Annotated in this window: 8 protein-coding genes; 4 read left to right on the top strand and 4 right to left on the bottom strand. The window is 70.0% G+C overall.

What is annotated here, in order from left to right; genetic code table 11:
* Positions 1–11 precede the first annotated feature (11 nt).
* Positions 12–2,210 (top strand): M4 family metallopeptidase, encoded by a 2,199-nt coding sequence (locus NBY69_RS02025; protein WP_250297842.1) that lies wholly within the window; start codon positions 12–14, stop codon positions 2,208–2,210.
* A 275-nt stretch (positions 2,211–2,485) separates the two neighbouring features.
* Positions 2,486–5,491 carry an AAA family ATPase gene (locus NBY69_RS02020; RefSeq protein ID WP_250297841.1) on the top strand — a complete coding sequence of 1,002 codons (3,006 nt, stop codon included), beginning with the start codon at positions 2,486–2,488 and terminating at the stop codon, positions 5,489–5,491.
* Positions 5,492–5,576: 85 nt separating this feature from the next.
* On the opposite strand, the gene NBY69_RS02015 is transcribed toward NBY69_RS02020, so the two are convergent.
* Both NBY69_RS02015 and brxD read right to left on the bottom strand, forming a co-directional pair.
* Positions 5,577–7,763, bottom strand: coding sequence for a DEAD/DEAH box helicase (locus NBY69_RS02015; protein WP_250297840.1), 2,187 nt, complete (start codon positions 7,761–7,763; stop codon positions 5,577–5,579).
* The gene (gene brxD, locus NBY69_RS02010; protein WP_250297839.1) at positions 7,760–9,094 is read right to left on the bottom strand and encodes a BREX system ATP-binding protein BrxD; all 1,335 of its coding nucleotides are present in this window, start codon (positions 9,092–9,094) and stop codon (positions 7,760–7,762) included. The genes NBY69_RS02015 and brxD overlap by 4 nt, the downstream gene beginning before the upstream one ends.
* A gap of 150 nt (positions 9,095–9,244) precedes the next feature.
* On the opposite strand from brxD, the gene NBY69_RS02005 reads away from it, so the two are divergent.
* A complete protein-coding gene (locus NBY69_RS02005) occupies positions 9,245–11,053 on the top strand; it encodes a DUF262 domain-containing protein (protein ID WP_250297838.1) in 1,809 nt (602 codons plus the stop codon).
* A gap of 8 nt (positions 11,054–11,061) precedes the next feature.
* Positions 11,062–12,108, top strand: a complete 1,047-nt coding sequence (locus tag NBY69_RS02000) for a CBS domain-containing protein (RefSeq protein WP_250297837.1) — start codon at positions 11,062–11,064, stop codon at positions 12,106–12,108.
* Between the two features lie 54 nt (positions 12,109–12,162).
* On the opposite strand, the gene pglZ is transcribed toward NBY69_RS02000, so the two are convergent.
* Together pglZ and NBY69_RS01990 are read right to left on the bottom strand one after the other, a co-directional pair.
* On the bottom strand, positions 12,163–15,138 hold the full coding sequence (pglZ, locus tag NBY69_RS01995; RefSeq protein ID WP_250297836.1) for a BREX-2 system phosphatase PglZ: 2,976 nt from the start codon (positions 15,136–15,138) through the stop codon (positions 12,163–12,165).
* A 10-nt stretch (positions 15,139–15,148) separates the two neighbouring features.
* Positions 15,149–19,069: a phage resistance protein gene (locus tag NBY69_RS01990; RefSeq protein WP_250297835.1), complete on the bottom strand. Its 3,921-nt coding sequence runs from the start codon at positions 19,067–19,069 to the stop codon at positions 15,149–15,151.
* Positions 19,070–19,243: the final 174 nt, after the last annotated feature.

Below are 19,243 nucleotides of genomic sequence, written 5' to 3'. Positions count from 1 at the left end.
ACCCCAGGTCCATGTACATACGAAGAACCACGAGACTCCTGACGGCCGCTCTGGCCTGTCTGTCCGCCTCCGCCATCGCCCTCCCCGCGGCGACGGCCGCGACGGCCGCCCCGGTGTCCCACCCGCATCCGTCGTCGGCCGGGCCCAAGGCCTTCGCCGCGGCGCCGTACACCGCCGACCCGTCGCCCGCCGTTCGCAGCCGTGTCGTGGACGACGCGAAGAAGGCGCTGACGGCCCACGCGGGGGCCGCGCACAAGGCCGGTGGGGACGTCTTCACCGTCCGGAACCTGATGGTCGACCACGACGGTTCCGCCGCCGTCCGTTTCGACCGGACGTACAAGGGGCTCCCGGCCTACGGCGGCGACGTCATCGTGCACCTGAAGAAGGACGGGACGTACGAGTCGCTGACAGCCGGATCGCAGACGTCCGGCGCGGTGTCCACCACGCCCCGGCTGGCCGCACCCCGCGCCGCCGAGCTGTCGAAGGCCGCCTTCCACGGCCGTATCGCGTCGGTCTCCGCACCGCACCTCGCCGTACAGATGAAGGGCAGCGCCGCCACCCTGGTCTGGGAGACCGTCGTCAGCGGCGTCCGCCCGGACCAGACACCGAGCCGGCTGCACGTCCTGGTGGACGCCCGGTCCGGCAAGGTCGTACGGAGCAGTGACGAGGTGGACACCTTCGCGGCGCCGGGGGAGGCGGCCTCCGTTCGCTCGGCCACCGCCGTCCCCAGGGCCACCGCCGCTCCGAAGGTCGCCGCCGGGCCCGCCGTCGCGGGCACCGGACAGTCGATCTACAGCGGCCGGGTCTCCCTCGACCTCACGCAGTCCGGCAGCGGCTACGCGATGCAGGACCCGTCGCACGGCAACGGCTACACGACCAACCTCAACCACGCGACCGGCGGCACCGGCTCCATCTTCACCAGTGCGAGCGGCAGTTTCGGCAACGGGTCCAACAGCGATCCTGCCTCCGCCGGTACCGACGCCCACTACGGGGCGGCGAAGACGTTCGACTACTACAAGAACGTCCAGGGCCGCAACGGGATCTTCGGTGACGGCCGGGGCGTCCCCTCGCAGACCCACTACGGCAACGCGTACGTGAACGCCTTCTGGGACGGCACCCAGATGACGTACGGCGACGGCCAGGGCAACGCCCGCCCGCTGGTCGAACTCGACGTCGCAGGGCACGAGATGAGCCACGGCGTGAGCGGCGCGCTCACCGGCTGGGACGAGACCGGCGAGACCGGCGGCATGAACGAGGGCACCAGCGACATCTTCGGCACCCTGGTCGAGTTCTACGCCAACAACCCGGTGGACACGCCCGATTACACCATGGGTGAACTCATCAACATCAACGGCGACAACCAGCCCCTGCGCTGGATGAACCAGCCCTCGCTCGACGGCTCGTCGCCCGACTGCTGGAACAGCAGCAACGGCAGCCTCGACCCGCACTATTCGATGGGTCCGCTCAACCACTGGTTCTTCCTCGCCGCCGTCGGCAGTGGCAATCACGGTTACGGCAACAGCCCGACCTGCAACAACTCCACGGTCACCGGCATCGGCAACGACAAGGCGGGCAAGATCTGGTACAAGGCGCTGGCCTCCTACGCCAACAGCGCCGAGAACTACCACCAGGCCCGCATCGACTCGCTGAAGGCGGCGGCCGACCTCTACGGCGCCCACTGCACCGAGTACAACACCATCGCCGCTGCCTGGGCCGCGGTCAGCGTCACCGGCGCCGACCCGGTCCCCGGCACCTGCAACAGCCAGCCGGGCGCGCCCTCGGTGACCAACCCGGGCAACCAGACCGGGACCGTGGGCACCGCCGCCTCCCTGCAGATCCAGGCGAGCGACCCCGGCGGTGAGACCCTCACCTACAGCGCGACCGGCCTGCCCGCGGGGCTGTCGATCGACGCCACCACCGGCCGCATCACCGGTACGCCGACCACCGCGGGCACCGCGTCCGTGACCGTCACGGCGAAGAACACCGACAACGCCACCGGCTCGGCCGCCTTCACCTGGACCGTCAGCGGCGGCGGCACCCCGCCGGGCGGCTGCGGCAACCTGCCCGCCTGGAACGCGACCACCGGCTACACGCCTGGCGACCAGGTCTCGTACAACGGCCACACCTGGTCCTCGCAGTGGTACTCGACGGGCGCCGAACCGGGCGCTCCGGGGTCCTGGGCCGTCTGGAGCGATCAGGGAGCCTGCTGACGCAGATATCCGGATGCCGGATGCCGGATGCCGGATGCCGGGTGACCGGGCGCCGGATGACCGGATGCCGGGCCGGTGGCCTCCCCGCCACCGGCCCGGTACGCATATCTGGTCCCAACTCCCAATATTTTCAAAGGTATTGACCTGTGTCCGGAGCGGTCCTAGATTCAGCGCGGCGTTACGGATGGCAGGCGGCGGTCGACAGGCGGTCGGCCATCGGGAACGCCTTCAGGATCCGCGTCGACGTGTGAACGAGGCTGTGTCCGGAGGGGCTTGTGACGACCGAGCCGACCACCGCATCGCCCACCGCATCACCCACCACATGGCCCAGCGCCCCGGCGGGCCCCCGCACCGCCCCCCGCACCGCCCCCCGCCGCCGTCCCGCCGTCGGGCGGGACGCCCTCTGCGACGCCGTCCGGTCCCACCTCGCCGGTGGCGGTGGCGTTCTCCTCACCGGGCCCGCGGGCATCGGCAGGACGACGGTGGTGTCCCGGCTCTCGGCGGAGCTGAGCGCCTGCGGGTACCAGGTACTGAGCTGCTCGCCGTCCCCGTCCGAACGGGACAGCCCCTACCTCGGCCTCATCGATCTGCTGGCCGGTGTCCCGGACAGCACACTCGCCGAACTCGGCAGTCACGAAAGGGCCGTGCTCGAAGGGGCCCTGTTACGGCGCACACCGCCCGAAGGGATCGATCCGACCAGCGGACGTGACGCACTCGTCCTGCGCATCGCCGTCCGCAAGCTCCTCACGCTGCTGGGCGGCGAGCGCCCGCTCCTGCTGGCCGTCGACGACGCACAGTGGCTCGATACCCCTACCGCGCAGACCCTGGGCTTCCTCGCCGGACGTGCAGGACATGCAGGACGTACGGGATGTGCAGCAGGCGCCGGACGCGGCGGCCCCGGACCGGCCGTACTGGTCGCGCTGCGTACGGGACCCCGGACGGGACCCCCGTCGTACGAGGGGTACCAGGCGTACGCGGCACACGACGCAGCGGAGCGGTACGAGGCCGACGCCCCGCAGGAGTGGTGCCCGCAGCCGGTGCGCAGGGTGCCGATGCCGCCCATGACCGCCCGCGAGGTCGCCGAACTGCTCGACGGGCACGACGAACCGCCCTGGCCGAAGCCGCTCCTCACCCGCCTGCACCAGGCCGGCGGCGGAAATCCCCGTACGGTACTGGAACTCAGCTCCGCCCTCACCGAGCGGGTCAGGCTCGCCGGGGGAGCGCTGCCCGACTCCACCGAACCGCTCCCCGTCCCCGACTCCCTGCGCCGACCGGTCCTCGACCGGATCGCCGCCCTGCCGCCGAGCGCCCGGCAGACGCTGGTCACCGCGAGCGCCGCCGCCCGCCCCACCGTGGAGCTGCTGATGCGCGCGGGCGGCCGGCAGGCCCCGGCCGACATCGACACCTGCGTACGGCACGGCCTCCTCCAGGCGTCGGACCACGGCCTCATCAGCTTCCCGGACCCGCTGACACCGATGGTGCTGCAGGCGGAGACCCCGTACGGACTCCGGGCGGACGCCCACCGGGCCCTCGCCGAAGCGACCGACGACCCGGTCGAACGCGCCCACCACCTCGGCCGGCTCACGGCGGGCCCGGACTCCGCGGTGGCGGCCCGGCTCGTCGACGCCGCCACCGCCGCGCGCCGTCGGGGCGCGCCGGGAACCGCGGCGCGGCTCGGCCGCCTGGCCGCGCGGTGCACCCCGACCGACGAGACGCACGTCGACACCGACCGGCGGCTCACCGCCGCGGAGGACGGGCTGGAGGCAGGGGACTTCGACTTCGCCCGGCAGCTCGCCTACGAGGTGCTGGGCGACGCCGACCGGCCCGCCGACCGGGTACGCGCCTGGAACGTGGTCGTCGACTCCTGCGGTCAGGCGATGGCCGAGATCGCGGACGTCTTCCCCGCGGCGGTGCACGACGCGGGCCGGGACCCCGCGCTGCTGGCCCAGCTGCACTACCGGATGAGCTGGCGCGAGTGGATGGTCGGAGGTTCGGCGGCCCGCGCGCACGGTTACGCGGTCCGCGCCGCCGGGCTCGCCGGACAGGCGGGGGACCGGCGGACCGAACTCCTCGCGCTGACCCAGCAGGCGGCCCTCGAACTCTTCCTGGGACTGCCCGAGGCGGAGACCACCCTCGCCACCGCGCTCACCGCACCCCACGACGTGCACGCCATGGCCCACCACAACGGGCCGATCTACCTCAAGCACCGGTTCCACCTGGTGCACGACCGGTTGGACGAGGCCAGAACCGAACTCCGCACCCTGGTGTACACGCTGCGGCAGCGCGGTTCGGCGGAGAGCCTGAGCCAGTGCCTGATCGGCCTCGCCCAGGTCGAGATCGAACGCGGTCGCTGCCGCCAGGCGCTGACCGTAGCCCGCCAGAGCCTGCGCATCGCCGAACAGGCCGGGCTGAGCCAGGGGCCCGCCTGGTATGCGGTGTCGCTCGCGGAGACGGCGGGCGGAACCCTCGGCCGGGCGCTCGCCGCGGCCGAGACCGCCCGGCAGCACAGCGAGGACGACGACGACCGGCTCTTCCTCCCCCGGGCCCTGCACGCCGAGGGCCGGATCCTGCTGTTCGGCGGCGAGAGTGCCCGAGCGGCCGAACTGCTCCGGCGTACGGGGGAGATGGAGACGGCGCAGGGGCAGCAGGACCCGGCGACCCGGCGCTGGCACGCCGACCTCGCGGAAGCCCTGGCGCGCAGTGGTGCGACGGACGAGGCGACGGCGGTCATCACCCGGGCCCGCGCCCAGGCCGTGCGGCTCGGGCGGCCCGGGGTCGTCGCCACGCTCGACAGGTCGGCCGCGGCCGTCAACGAGGCGCGCGGCGAACTCGCCCTGGCCGCCGCCGGATTCGAGGACGCGGCGGCACGCCTCCGAGCCGCCCGCTACCCCCTGGAGGAGGCCCGCACCCGGCTGGCGCTGGGCCGGGTCCTGCGCCGTACCGGAGACGACGCGGCAGCGCACGCCGCCTTCGCGGAAGCCCTGCGGATCTTCACCAGGGCGGACGCCAGGGCGTGGGTCTCACTGGCCCGCGCCGAGCGCGACCGGGCGGAGAACGGCGCGGTCCTCCTCCCCGAGGGCGCCTGGACGGAACGGCTCACGTCGACCGAGCGCAGCGTGGTCGCCCGCGTCGCCCAGGGCGCCACCAACCGGGAGGTCGCCGCCGGACTCGTCCTCAGCGTGAAGACCGTGGAGGCGGCGCTCACCCGCGCGTACCGCAAACTCGGGGCCAAGTCGCGGGTGGAGATCACCCGCATCGTCATGGCGCGGCCGACGGCGTAGGGCACGCCCTCACCAGCCTGCCGACGGGAGGCAGCCGCACAGGGACATGAGGCCTTCAAAGCCCAGGAGATGAACGGGCCGCGCTCTACTCCGGCCCGCCGAAAGTGAAACGGACAGCGTGGTGAATCGCCTCGGACGCACCGCTGAGGTCGGCCAGCCGCGAGGCGAGTGTTGCCTCGGCGATCCGGGAGGGCAGGGCCGCGCCGAACTTCAGACCATGGAGTGCGCGGGGGTCCACCGAGGGAAGGCACAGTCGCTCCGCCGCATCGGACCTGGCCCGCTTCCACTCCTGAAGCGTGAGGTCCTCACGGAGTCGGACGTATGCGTCCGCGGGGCGCTGCAGAGGATCGGCGACAGAACCGAGCGACGCCGCCAGAGTTGCATTGGCCTTGTACCCGGCCCACGTCCACCACCGCACATTGGTGTCCCGTCTACCACGAAGGATCACCGACGCGTCACGGTGCACCAGTTCGGCCCCCTTCTCCCGGATCTGATCGAGGGCGCTGTCCGCACGTCGGGTGAAGCCGACCGGAGGAGTCTCGCCGAGGAGAACCTCCCGTGCGGCGCGTGTCAACGCGTGGGAGCCGGAACGGGACAGTCCCAGCCCGCCCCATCGGGCCTTTCCTCCCCCGTCCACCGGCTCGACGAAGCAGCGTCGCCGCGACCAGTCGATGTAGGTGACCTGCCAGCTGCGTCCGGCGAGCAGCAGCCGCCGTGGCCCGGCGATTTCCTCCGTCAGCAGTGCGGGATCAGTTGTACCGATCTCGGTTCGGCCCGACAGGACGGTGAACTCGGGGGCTGCGGTGAACACGGCCGTCAGATCCATGAAGTGCCGGTAACCGAAACGCCGTTCGGCCTCCGGGCCGATGAACAGCATCCCGCTGTCCCGGTTCAGATAGCCCTCCGCGATCAGATGGCGCACGAGCGGCTCGGCGGACGGGCCGAACGGTCCGAGCCCGCCCCACCAGTCCTGCCACATCTGGTCCCCGACACGGTGTTCCTGAAGGCAGAGCGCGAGTACCTGCTGAGCGACGATGTGCCGCGGTTCGGGCGGCGGGACGACCGGCTCGACCCAGCCGCGTGACCAGAGCAACAGCAGAGCGGCAGCCGACAACAGACCGGCATCGTCAAGTGCCAGGAACAGACAGTTGCGCGTCGACCCCGGACGCCGTCCTGTGCGTCCGAGACGCTGGAGGAACGAAGCCACGGTCCCCGGGGCATCGATCTGGATGACCCGGTCGAGATCGCCCACGTCGATGCCGAGTTCCAGGGTGCTCGTCGAAACGATCACGCAGTCGCGCGCTTCCGCGAAGGCTTCCTCCGAGCGTCGGCGCTCGTCCGCCGAGAGCGACGCGTGGGACAGGAACGCTGTGACACCCTTCGCGCGTAGCGCCTCACCGAGCTCTTCGACCTGCTTGCGCGATTCGCAGAACACCAGACGCTTCTCGCCTCTGTGCAGGGCCGCGACCACCGTGGCCGCATTGGCCAGCGAGCCCACGTAGTCGAGCTGCACGTCTCCCTGCGGAGAGGACTGCAAAGGGGACTGTAGAGAGGACTGCGGAGGGGACTGCGGTGCCGGCAATGCCTGGGTACGCAGATGCGGAGCGACCACGCGCGGGTTGCCCTCTGCCGAGCCGCCCCGTGCCCCCCGCAGCCAGGTGAGCAACTGCTCCGGGTTCCCCACGGTCGCCGAGAGGCCCACCCGCTGGACCGGCCGCCCGGCCACGCGCTCCAGCCGTTCCAGTACGGCGAGCAGGTGCCATCCCCGGTCGTCCCCGGCGAAGGCGTGTACCTCGTCCACGACGATGGTGCGCAGACCGGAGAAGAATGCCTTGTGGTCGACATTGGCGCTGACCAGCATGGCCTCCAGCGACTCCGGAGTGGTCAGCAGCACGTCCGGGCGTTCCCGCAGGATGCGCTTGCGGCGGGTCTGCGGTACGTCTCCGTGCCACAGCGCTGCCGTACGTCCGAGCCATGAGGTGTACGTCTCCAGCCGCGGCAGCAGGTTGTTCAGCAGGGCCTTGAGAGGGCAGACATAGAGGACAGAGGTGCCGGTCCAGTTCTCGTGGGCCATGCGTGAGAGCAGGGCGAAGCACGCGGCCTCGGTCTTCCCTCCGGCAGTGGGGGCCAGCAGCAGCGCGTCCGAGCCGCCGGTGAGCGGCGTGACGGCCTCCTCCTGGAGCGGACGCAGTCCTGGCCATCCCAGGGTGTTCACGACGTGATGGACGATCCCCGGGTGCAGCAGATCCACCGGATCGGGGGCCGCGGTCATGGAAGGTCCAGTTCGATCTCGTCAGGGCTGATGGCCGCCGCATTGCGTTCGACCTCGCTCATCTCCGCCGCCTTGACCGTGAGTGCGTAGTGCTGACGCGGATCGAAGTCGTCGAACTGGTCGACCCGGTCCAGCACGTCGCCGACGAGTTTCTTCAGGAACAGCCGCGGTGCGACACCCGCCCGGCCACCGAGCGCCCCGCCGACGGCAGCCGCCAACTCGGCGATGTAGGCGTCGTCCACCACCTTCCTGATGCGCCCGGGATCACGGACCCCGTCCGCGTACAGATCGCGGATCGTCATCCCCAGACCCACCAATGAGTCCTGGGTGAACCCGGGCAGCCGGACTTGCACGGCGCGCGGGTTGTCGAAGCGCGGATCGGTAGTGAAGTCGGTGGCGAGACGCTGCGCCAAGGGAGCGAGACGCTGGACACCCTGCTGGCCTTCGTAGAATGCCGGAGTGCCTGTGATCAGCAGATACAGGCCGGGGAAGCGCCCTGAGTGCACCTCGTCGATGAGCTGCCGCAGTGCGTTCAGCGCCTTGTCGCGTGCGTCGGAACGGACCCGCTGGAGAGTCTCCACCTCGTCCAGCACGACGAAGAGACCCTTGTGTCCGGAGTCGCGCAGTACCGTCAACAGCCCCTGAAGGAAGCCGAACGCGCCGAAGTGGTCGAGGTCGCCCCGGACCCCGGCGGTTCTGCGCGCCGCGGCAGCGACATGGGGCTGACCTCCCAGCCAGGCCATCACCGCCGAGGCGGTCGCTTCGTCCCCCGAGGCGAGCGCGGTCCGGTAGCCCCGAAGGGCCGTCGCGAAGGAGGGGGCGTGCCGGGACACATCGCTGAGCCGGGCTGCCATGAGCCGCTCGACGGCGTCCGTCAGGTCCTCCTCCGCTGCGCCCGCGGCGAGCGAGTCCTCCTCCAGCGCGTAGAACCACGCGTCCACGACCGGACGCAGCGCGCTCGGGGGGAAGCCGGAGGTGGTCAGCCGCTCGGTGAGGCGCCTGTAGACGGTCTCCAGCTTGTGCAGCGGGGTCTCCGTCTCCGAGACCTGAATCTCGGCGACAGCGAAGTTGCGCCGCTTGGCGCGCTCGCCGAGCCACCTGGTGAAGAAGGTCTTGCCGGACCCGTACTCGCCCCGTACCGCCTTGAACACGGAGGCGCCGGAGGCCACGGCGTCGAGTTCGGCGTCCAGCGCCGGCTCGAATCGGGCCAGACCGGTCGCGAGCAGATCGAGGCCGCTCTCGGGAACGGCGCCGCGCCGAAGGGCGTCGATCACATCGCGACGCCGGGCTGCGCTGACGGGGCCGATGCGTTCGGGTCTGTCGGTACTCACCCGTTCAGTCTCCCATCCAGGGGGAGTTCCTGCGGATCGGCCGGATTATGCCCTTACGGACCCTGTCGTGCCGGCGTTGATTGACACCTGGGCGACCCGCCGGTCAAATGCACAGTGCACAGTTCTGGTCAGAGTGGGGGAAGAAGCGGCGTGGCGCTCGACAATCCGAATCTGAAGGACGTACTCACGGAGGTCGCGTCCGGCGCCCTCCAATTGCCCGACTTCCAGCGGGAGTGGAAGTGGGACGACGAGCGCATCAGGGCGCTGATCGCGACAGTGACGCTGAAGTACCCGCTCGGTGTGGTCATGTCACTGCATACCGGTGGCACCTCCCAGTTCAAATCGCGGACGCTCAAGGGCGCCGAGTCCGCCGAGGGACAGATGCCGGGCCTGCTGCTGCTCGACGGACAGCAGCGGATGACCTCGCTCTTCCAGGCACTGCATCACGATGCTCCCGTCGAAACAGTCGATTCCCGCGGCAATGACCTGAAGTGCTGGTACTACGTCGACATCGCCAAGGCTGTCGGTGCCCCCGCCGACCGGGACGACGCGATTGTCTCCGTGCCCGAGGACCGCAAGCTGAAGCGGGACTTCGCCCGCAAAGTCGTGCTGGACCTGAGTACCGTCGAGGGGGAGTGCGATGCCGGATACTTCCCGCTCCATTTCGTCTTCGACACCCATCGGGTGAGCGAGTGGCAGCAGGAGTTCGTGCGGGACCGGCCCGAGAACTGGCCACTGTGGGGCGAGTTCCAGGCGCAGGTCCTGCACAACATGCTGTCGTTCGACGTACCGATGATCAAACTCGCGGCCACCACGACCACCGATGCCGTGTGTGCGGTGTTCGAGCGGGTGAACACCGGCGGTGTGCCGCTGAACGTCTTCGAGCTGCTCACCGCCACCTACGCGGGGAACCAGGAACACGTCAAGGAGCACGGGGACTACTACCGGCTGCCGGACGAGTGGCAGCGGATCAAGAAGGAACTGACCTCCGCCTACCCGGTCTTCGGCCGCCCGGAGGACGGTCCGGAGGACGGTCTGAGCAGCAGCGACTTCCTCCAGGCAGTCTCCCTGGTCCGCACCTGGGAAGCCAAGCGGGCAGGAGCGGGGACGTCCGTGTCCTGCAAGCGCCGGGATCTCCTCAACCTTCCGCTCGCGGATTTCCGGAGGCTGGCGCCCCGGGTCGCGGCCGCGTTCGCGTGGGTGGGCGGGTTCCTGGAGCGTCAGTCCATTGTCCGGACCGGAGACCTGCCCTATCGCACGCAGTTGGTTCCGCTGGCCGCTGTGCGCGCGCTCATCGGCCCGGAGACGGACACCCCGGTTGCCGACGAGCGGATCACTCAGTGGTACTGGTGCGGTGTCCTCGGTGAGATGTACGGCGGTTCACTGGAGACCCGGTTCACCAGGGACGTCGAGCAGCTGATCGGCTGGGTCGGTGATGGGGACGAAGCGGCGCCCGACACCGTCAGCGAAGCGGCCTTCCTCGATGACCGGCTGGACACGCTGACGACCCGTAACAGCGCCGCCTACAAGGGGATCTACGCACTCCTGATCAAACAGGGTGCCGTGGACTGGTACTTCACCGACAGCCCACTCACAACGGCGCAGTTGGTGGAGCACGCGGTTGACGTACGGCTGATCTTCCCCAAGGCGTGGATCGCCAGGAACGAGCCCACCTGGGCCCGGTACGCCACCTCGATCGTCAACAAGACCCCGATGTCACTCCGGGCCAGCAAGAGCATGTCCGGTGCGCCGGGCGCCTATCTCAAGACGCTGTCGCTGGAATCGGGCATGCGGGCCGAATGGTTCGAGGACGTCGTGGCCACGCACCTCGTGGACGTGAACGCTTTGCAGGAGGGTGACTTCGTCCGTTTCTACGAGAACCGGGCGAAGCAGCTCCGTGACCTGGTCAGGGCAGCCATGGGCAAGCGGACCGTGTTCCGCGACGAGTCGAAGTGGTGAGCGGGACCATGTCGCAGAATCCCACGGAAGAGCAGCTCCTCGCGCTCAAGGGTCGGCAGATTCCCGTCCTTGAGCTGCTCGCGCTCTTCGGCACGCGCCTGCGCAACGAGCTGACGGTGCCGCGCGTCGAACAGGCACTCAAGGACGTCGGCCTCGCCACGCTGCCGTACTTCGGCAACTGCAACAACGGCGCCGACGTCCACATAGTGCCGTATCAGCAAGCCGCTTCCGAGGAGCCGGCCGAGGACTCCGGTGACGAGACAGCCGAGGACGCCGAAGGTCTGCCCTCGGGCGGGCTGCCGGCGCGGCCTCTGCGGATCGGGGACATCCCTTCAGCGGTGGGCGGCCTGTTCTCCGTGACGCCGGACACGCCACTCACGGAGGTGACGTGGCTCATGCGGACGAAGAAGTACTCACAGATCCCGGTCATCGAAGGCGGGTCGACCCTGCACGGCGTCGTCACCTGGAGCTCGGTGGCGAAGGTGTACGAAACCACGTCCGCCGCCGTCCTGGCGGAGGCCATGGTCGACGACGTACCGGTCGTCGATGTGCGCCACGACTTCTTCTCCCTGCTGCCGCGCGTCAGTGACGACGACTTTCTGCTGGTGCGGGCCAACAACGGCACGTTGTGCGGAATCGTGACAGCCGCCGACATCACCGACCGGTTCGGCACGACGGCCTGGCCGTTCTTCGTCGTGGGGGAGATCGAGTCACGCCTCCGCAAGTGCCTCGGCGCGAAGCTCGACGAGGATGCCATCCGCGCCGTACAGGGGCCGTCGGCAAGGATGAAGACCGGCCTGATCACTGATCTCATGTTCAACGGGTATGTGAAGCTGCTGGACGGTGATCAGCAGAATCCGGCGCTTCGTGCCCTCTCGGACGACAACTGGACAGCGCTCGGCTGGCCGGGCGTCGACCGGGGGCAGTTCGTGCGCCAGCTCGACCGGGTGCGTGAAATCCGCAACAGCATCGCCCACTTCGAGGCGGAGCCGCTGGGCGCGAAACGGTCCGGTGAACTGCGCGAATTCGTCGGGCTGTTGCGCCAGATCACCTGAGGCCACCCTGTGGGCCGGACTGCTGTCGAACGGCAGCAGTCCGGCCCACGGCGCCTATCCCAGCTCGAACTGTTCCCGCAGCAGTTCCCTGTCCAGCCGAAGCGTCCGGCCGTCAGGCAGGTTCTCCAGTACCTGCGCGCTGTCGTAGTTGAGTAGTTGCCGCAGTACCGCTCCGAAGCCGTCCGCACCACTCGCGCGTACTCCCGCACGCTGCGCGAGCGCGGTCACGGGCAGTGTGCCCCCCGCGTCCAGCAGCGCCCGGACGGCCTTCTCCACCTGTGCCAGATTCGGTTTGCGGCCGAGCACCGTCACCTGCGTCTCGAAGAGTTCGGACGTGAACAGCGCGGTGACCAGGGCGTCGTCCGGCAATCGCAGTTCGATGGAGACCATCGCACTGTCCGCCCGGGGTTCCTCGGCAGCGGGTGTCAGCACCACATCGAAGAGCGATTCGTCGCTCCGGGCGAATACGGCGTCGGACTTCGCCCGCCCGGACGGTTTCTTCGGTGCGGCGCCGCCGGATGCGGCCGGGCGCACCGGCTCTGCCTGCCGGGGAGTGAGCGACCACCACGGCGGCTGCTGGCTGCCCAGCTCCCGCCAGCCGTGCGGTGGTTCGGCACCGAAGGGCAGGAAGGCCAGCACCGGAATGGTGAACTCGGCCAGAGCCGCCCCGCCGTGGTACCCGGCCTTCTGAGCGGTGTACCGCGAGTCGGCGTCCCACAGAGCGACGATCTTGTCACCGGACTCCGGTGCGACGACCCGCGGACCCGAGAGCGTGATCTCCGTTTCCTGGAGGGTGGCCTCCCCTGCGCTCCGGTGCCGGGCCGACTGCACACCCGACGCCTCGATCCGCACCCCGTGCCGGTCGATGACATGGCCGTGATCGCTGACCAGGATCACCGCACGCCCCTGTTCGGCGCCGAGGCGGAGCAGCTGACGCAGTCGCCCTATCTCACCGAGCCTCCAGGCACCGTCCCCGAGCTTCTGCTCCTTGGCGAGACGGTCGTCGATGGTATTGAGCACGACCGCGACATGCGTACGGTCACCGACCAGCGCGTCGTGCAGCTCCGGGCCGACGGTGTCGCCGCTGCTCTCGCCGCGCAGATCGTCCTTGTGGAACACCGCCACGGTCTCTCCGCCCCAGAACCGGTGGCCGGGGAAGAGCCGCTTCTCGTCCGCCTGCGTGCCTGCCATCAGCCGGGCGGCGAAGAGCGAGGTCCGGGACACCGAGGTGACGGTGGGCAACGCAGCGGCCATGCCGCGGCGTCGGGGGGCGTCCTTGGCCTTGGGCACCGGGTCGTACTCGACCCAGTGCTCACGCAGCTCCTCGCCCAGTTCGGCGGCGATCGACGCACTCATACCGTCCAGGACGAGCAGCAGGACGCGCCGTCCTCCGGCCTTCACGACGGGTGCGACCACGGTGGGCAGGAAGGTCTCGACCGTGAGCATCGAGCCGGGATCCGTGCCGTTCGCCGTCCAGGTGGCGAGGGCCAGGGCGAAGTGCCGGTCGATCTCGCGGCGCTCGGCACGTACCGAGGTGCACAGCGTGTCGTAGGCGGCCCGCAGGGAGGCATCCGGGTCGCCCCCCGCCTCGATGTGCTCCAGGGCCAGATCGACCCAGCCGGTCTCGGTGACATGACGGCTGACGCCCGACGCGACGTTCTCGCAGTCCGCCCCAGGCCCGTCCGTAAGCCATTGACTGAGCCGCTGAGCCATTTTCGCCCGCGAGATACGTGTCCGGGCATCGGGATCCGCGGCTTGCCCATGCTCGCCGAGCGCGCTCACGGCCCGTGCTGTCGCCCCGGCGTTCCCCGCGGTCAACGCTCGCCCGACGTCGCCGAACCTCGCCTCAAGTCCCTCCATCAGTACGGGGCTTGTCCTGGCTGCCCGTTCCGCACCGAACTGCCGGACGAGGGACGCGGCCCGGTCCAGCGCGGCGCCGCTGTGCCGGCGCGCGGCTGCGGCCGTCTCGTCCTGCCCTGTCCGCCCGGTCAGCAGAAGCCCGGAGACGAAGCTTTCGCAGCTCCGGCCGAAGGCGGCCGCAAGAGCATCCAGGGCCCTGTCCCGCGCGGGTGGCTCGTCCCCGAACCAGCGCTCGGCCCGCCCCCTGGCCCGGTAGTCCTCCGCGTCCGCCGTCGCATCGGCGTGCCCCCACAGAGCGGCGCAGACGAGGCCGAACGCCACGGCGTCGGGCCCGTGCTCGGCGCCGACCAGCGCGAGCAGCGCCTGTCCGGCGAGCCCGGTCTGGTCCTCCTCGCCGAGGAAACGCGTCAGCCCGTTCCGCTCGGCCGGACGCAGGGCGAGCAGCCGGTCCGGGCCGCCGGGCGCCATGGACCACCGCAGCAGTGTGTGCACGTCGAGTCCGTCCCCGCTCCCGGCAGGACCCGTGACGAAGCTCCCCGGCTCGCCGCCCGTGTCCCCGCCCGGTCCGGCCGCGGAATCCGGGGAGGCGAGGTGCGCGTCGCGGTCCGGGTCGTATCTGCCGATACCCAGCCTGCGCAGGGCGAGAGCGGTGAGGGATTTACGCCGTGTCAGTATGCCGCCGGACAGCTGCGGCCAACCGCCGGGCGGTGTGGCGTCGAGGAGCGACTCGGCGGCCCAGTTCTCCTTGTCGAGCCTGCTGTCGGTGTCCACCGCACCGAACGCCTCGCGGACCACGTCCCAGGTGTTGACCGCGTTCACGCGCTGCTTGTGCACCTTGGCCAGCAGATCGGGGCCGAGCTCCGCCTCTTCCCGGTCGGTCAGCACCACCAGCACCTCGGGGGCCGTGGCCGACCCGTTCTGATGCGCCAGGATCAGTTCGTGCACGGCCAGCGGGGACGGCGCGCTCCTGACGACCGCACGCCAGGGCTCACCCCAGCTCAGTTCGGCAGGCCCGTGCCACACCGGCTCGGCCCGCAGCAGCACCACCCGCCGCTTGCCCGACTGGAGACCGGACTGCGACGCCAGATACTGCTTCACCGTGGCGCTGTTGAGCCGCACCGCGCTCGTAGCGGCGGCCGTGGCCGGGGTCGCGCTCGTCGCCGTACTCACTTCACACGCCTCATTCCACGACTCGCCAGCTGATCTCGATCGTCGCGTCGGGCTCGGCTGCCGACAGGCCGGCCAGTTCCGCCTGGAGCTCGGCGATCGCCCGCGCAGCTGTTGTGCGTCCACCGCCCGAACGCTTCGGGGCACGGTCCGACGCCGGATGAGTGGTCGGCACGGGGGGCCGGTCCGCATCGGTGTTCAGGTCGACGTCGTCGGGCGTGCTGAACGGGTCGACCGCGGGCGTGACGGCCGGTGTCGGCGACGGGGTGTGCTCCGTGTCGCTCCGGTCGATGACGGCCACGATGGAGTCCCGCGCGTCCTGGAGCGCCTCTTCCAGCTTGCTGGTGTGCTGGTCCGCCTGTGCGTGACCCCGCAGCGTCTCCAGCACCGCCCGGCCCGGCGCCCCGTACTTCGGGGCGAGTTTGAACATGTCCCAGGCCGCTCCGACCAACGCCGTCGTGACGGTCTTGGCCTGCTTGACGCAGGCGCCGTACCGGGTGGCCGACACCTCCCCGAGGTCGAACGCCGCGAACGCCGTGATGATCTGCTTGGCACCGGCCGAACCACTCGCGGCCGTACGGTCCAGAGCGACCAGTTCGTCGAGCAGATCGCGTGCGCGCCGGGTGATCGCGAGCCTGCCGCTCTCGTCCGTCCCGTCGAGACCGAGTGCGGTGGAGCGCTTCTCCAGCTCCTGCACGAGAGCGCCCACGAGCGGCTGATGGGCATGGGCCTGGCGGCTGATCAGCCGCGCGAAGAGGCCGACCATCCGTCCACGGCGGAGCGTCGGCGGCGCCGGCTCCGCGAACATGTCCCAGTACCGCCGCAGGGCCTCCTGCCAGACGTCCTCGTCCGGCAGCGGCTGTGAGCGCAGCGCGTACTGCGGCTTGACGGCCGACGGCTCGGGCGCCGGGTCCAGCAGCGCCCCGCCCTGCACCCACACCCGGTCGTCCATCTCCGCGTAGGAGGCGATGACCAGGTTGGCCAGGAGGGGATCGAGCCCCATCGGCTCGGGCCGGTCCAGCCACTCGGTGAGCTGGACGACGCTCAGGTCTCCGGGCCCGCCCTCGTTGCTGGCCTGGAGCCTGAAGTGGTCCACCCACTGGCTGGACAGCCTGAAGTACGCCTCCTTCTGCCGGCCGAGCCCGAGCGGAGCCGCGATGCGCTGCATCACCGCACGGTCCTTGGCCGGGATCTCGGGCTGCCGGTCCCCGGCTTCCGCGGCCGCCCTGATGTGTCCGAAGACGGTCCGGACCTCGGCCGGGCGGACGGCGGTACCGGTGTTCTGCGGGTCCAGTTCGGGATGGGCGGGGAACTGGTGCGCCAGCAGCTTGTCCGCGATGTGCCGGATCCCGGCATGCAGGGTCATCCCGACGGACACCCGCACCTCGCTCACGTGGGGCAGCGGCTCGAAGTGGTCCTCGAAGGACACGTCGACATCGGCGGGCTTCTTCTCCGCGCAGCCGTACGCCTGCTTGAACGCGGCCTTGACCGTCTTCTTGAGCGCCTCGCGCTGCCCTTCTAGGAGCACCTTGGCGCGGGCCCGGTTGTCGGCGTTGAGATGCCGGGCGTACAGGGTGTCGAAGCGGTGCTGGTCGGCGAGCGTGTACTCGATGACGACCAGCCGCTGGAAGTCCTTGAACCGGGCGGCCGACAGATGCGTCGGAATCCAGGCGACGGTACGAGGGGGTACACCGGGCAGTGCGCGCAGTGCGCGCATCCGGTTGGCGTCTTCGACGGGACCCTGCACACCCTCGTCGTAGGGCAGGTCGATGACCAGCCGCCACAGCCCGTTCTGGCCGGGCGAGAACTCGTGGTCGGCCAGCTGGTCGGTGTCGGCGATATTGCCGAAGACGATCTCCACCGTGCGGTTCGAGCCGCGCCAGACGAACGGCAGCTCGTCCGCGCCCAGCCGCTCCTGGAGCGACAGCCCCAGCTCCTCGGCGACCATGCGCTTGGCGAGGGCACGGCGGTTGGACGCGCTGTTGTTGACGTCGGCGTTGGCGATCACGGAGTCGACGTCCACACCGGCCAGTTCGAGCCGTACACCGGCGTTGGTACCGGTGCCGGTCGCCTTGATCTCGGCGAAGCGCGTCGCCCACTCGTCGACCTTCGCCTTGATGACACCGACCTCGGCCCCGGGGATCGGCGATACCACCGAACCGTGGTTGAGCGCCCCGAGCCGCCGGATCGTGAGGTCCCGGAGCGCGGGCACGCTCGGGGCCAGGGCGGACAGCAACAGGGTGCACATGAGCCGGTCGTCAGCGATGAAGCCCTTGCACCGGTCGGCGAGCTGCGGATCGGTGACCGAGTCGCGCCGGTGCCGGTAGCGCTCGATGTCCTCTTCGGTGATCTCGTACGTGGCCAGCAGATGCGGCCGCAGTTTGGCGCGGTACAGCTTGTCCGCGGTCTGGAACTCCACCTTCAGGCTGTCCACGAACGGCTTGTCGCCGCCGTCCGCGATCACCGGGTACAGATCGCCGAGAGGGATCAGGTTCTCCAGCGTCGCGTCGTCGCGGTGGGTGGCCAGCAGCTGGCCCATGAGCTTCAGACCGGTCCGGGAACGCTGGAGCGCAGAGGAAATGTGCACCAGGGTGTCCATGAACGCGGGCGTGAACGGATAGGTCAGCCGGAACGAATCCTCGTCCGCGCCCGTCGTCCCCTCGTCCGACCCCAGCAGTACGTCCCACACCTGCGGCCCGACCCGCTTGATCTTGGTGAAGGCGGCGTCCAGCTTCGCGGCGGCCTCGGTGTCCTTGGGCCTGAGAAGACGCGCGTGGGCGATCTGCGGAAGGTTGCGGTCCTCCAGTGTGATCGTGTCGAAACGGCCGGAGGCGAGCCGCAGGCTGTCCTGGATCGCGGCCTCGGCGGCCCCGGAGATCTCCTCACCGACCAGTTCGCGCAGGTCACGCTGGCGTGCGATGAACGACACGATCGGTACGGCCCGCCGCGAGTCGGCCCCCTCGACGAAATTCGTGATCTTGTCCGCTTCGCGGGAGACGAACTTCTGGTCGTGCACACGGTTGGCGAGCCACAGGATCAGCTCGTCCATGAAGAGGATCAGCCCGTGGTAGCCGAGCGACTTCGCATGTTCGGCGATGACCGCGAGACCGGCGTCCAGCGAGATGAAACCGTGTTCGTCCTCGGCCGCGTTCCGGGCGAATCCGGGGAACCAGGTGCTGCTCGCGTCATGCACCAGCTTGGCCCGCAGCTCGGCCGGTGTGCTCGGGTTCACCAGGTCCAGCGCGACCTCGCCGCCGTCCAGCTCCTCGGCGTCGAGCGCCGTGGACAGCAGCTCCGGCGTCCAGGCGAACGCATCGCCCCAGTCGTCGTCATCGTCGCCCGCGGAAACGCTGTCGGTGTCCGCACCCGCGAGCCCCTCGATGAACTTCTCGTCGCCCATCCGCTGCCGGTGCGAGCGGATGTCCTCGAAGAGCGCGTCGGTCCGGTACACCTGCGGTGTCGTCGCCTCGGGATGCAGTTTCCTGACATGGCTGACGTACCCGCCGAGCACCCGCTGCTCCAGCGACTTCGCCCCGAGCATGTGGTACGGCACCAGCAGGAACCGCTTGCGCTCCCCGCCCAGCCACCCGTGCTTGCCGAGCACGGAGTCGAAGTCCTTGCGGCTCCGTGCCGCCGGGTCCCCCCGCAGGAGAGCGTGCAGCACGGCCATGAAGTGCGACTTACCGGAACCGAACGAACCGTGCAGATACGCGGCCTTCGAGGTGTGCCCGTCGAGTGCCGCCTTGATCAGGCCGAGCGCCTCGTCGAAGTTCTCCAGCAGCCGCTCGGTGACGACATAGTCGCGCAGAGCGAGAGCCGCGCCTTCTTCGGTGACCGCCTCGGCGAGCTTCAGAACGAAGTCGGAGGTGGAGATCGACGTCTTGATGTCGATGACGTCGCGGAGGAGCGGTGCGTGGGTCACATTCGGGGCCATGAGGTCTGCTGCTTCCGTTCCATCCGTCTTTCCCTCGGACATGCATGGTACGAGGGACTGTCCGGAGGCCGCTGCCACGAGCCCCCGCCCGGCCTCGGGACTGCTGGCGCGGGCGGCTCAGCCCAGCTCGCCGGTCAATGTGCGTCAGGCGGTCGGGGCGAGGGAGGGGGATGC

Source organism: Streptomyces sp. A 4/2 (genome assembly GCF_940670765.1).
Lineage (GTDB): Bacteria > Actinomycetota > Actinomycetes > Streptomycetales > Streptomycetaceae > Streptomyces.
Note: the sequence above shows the minus strand (reverse complement) of the source record. Positions and strands in the feature narration are given on the sequence as shown.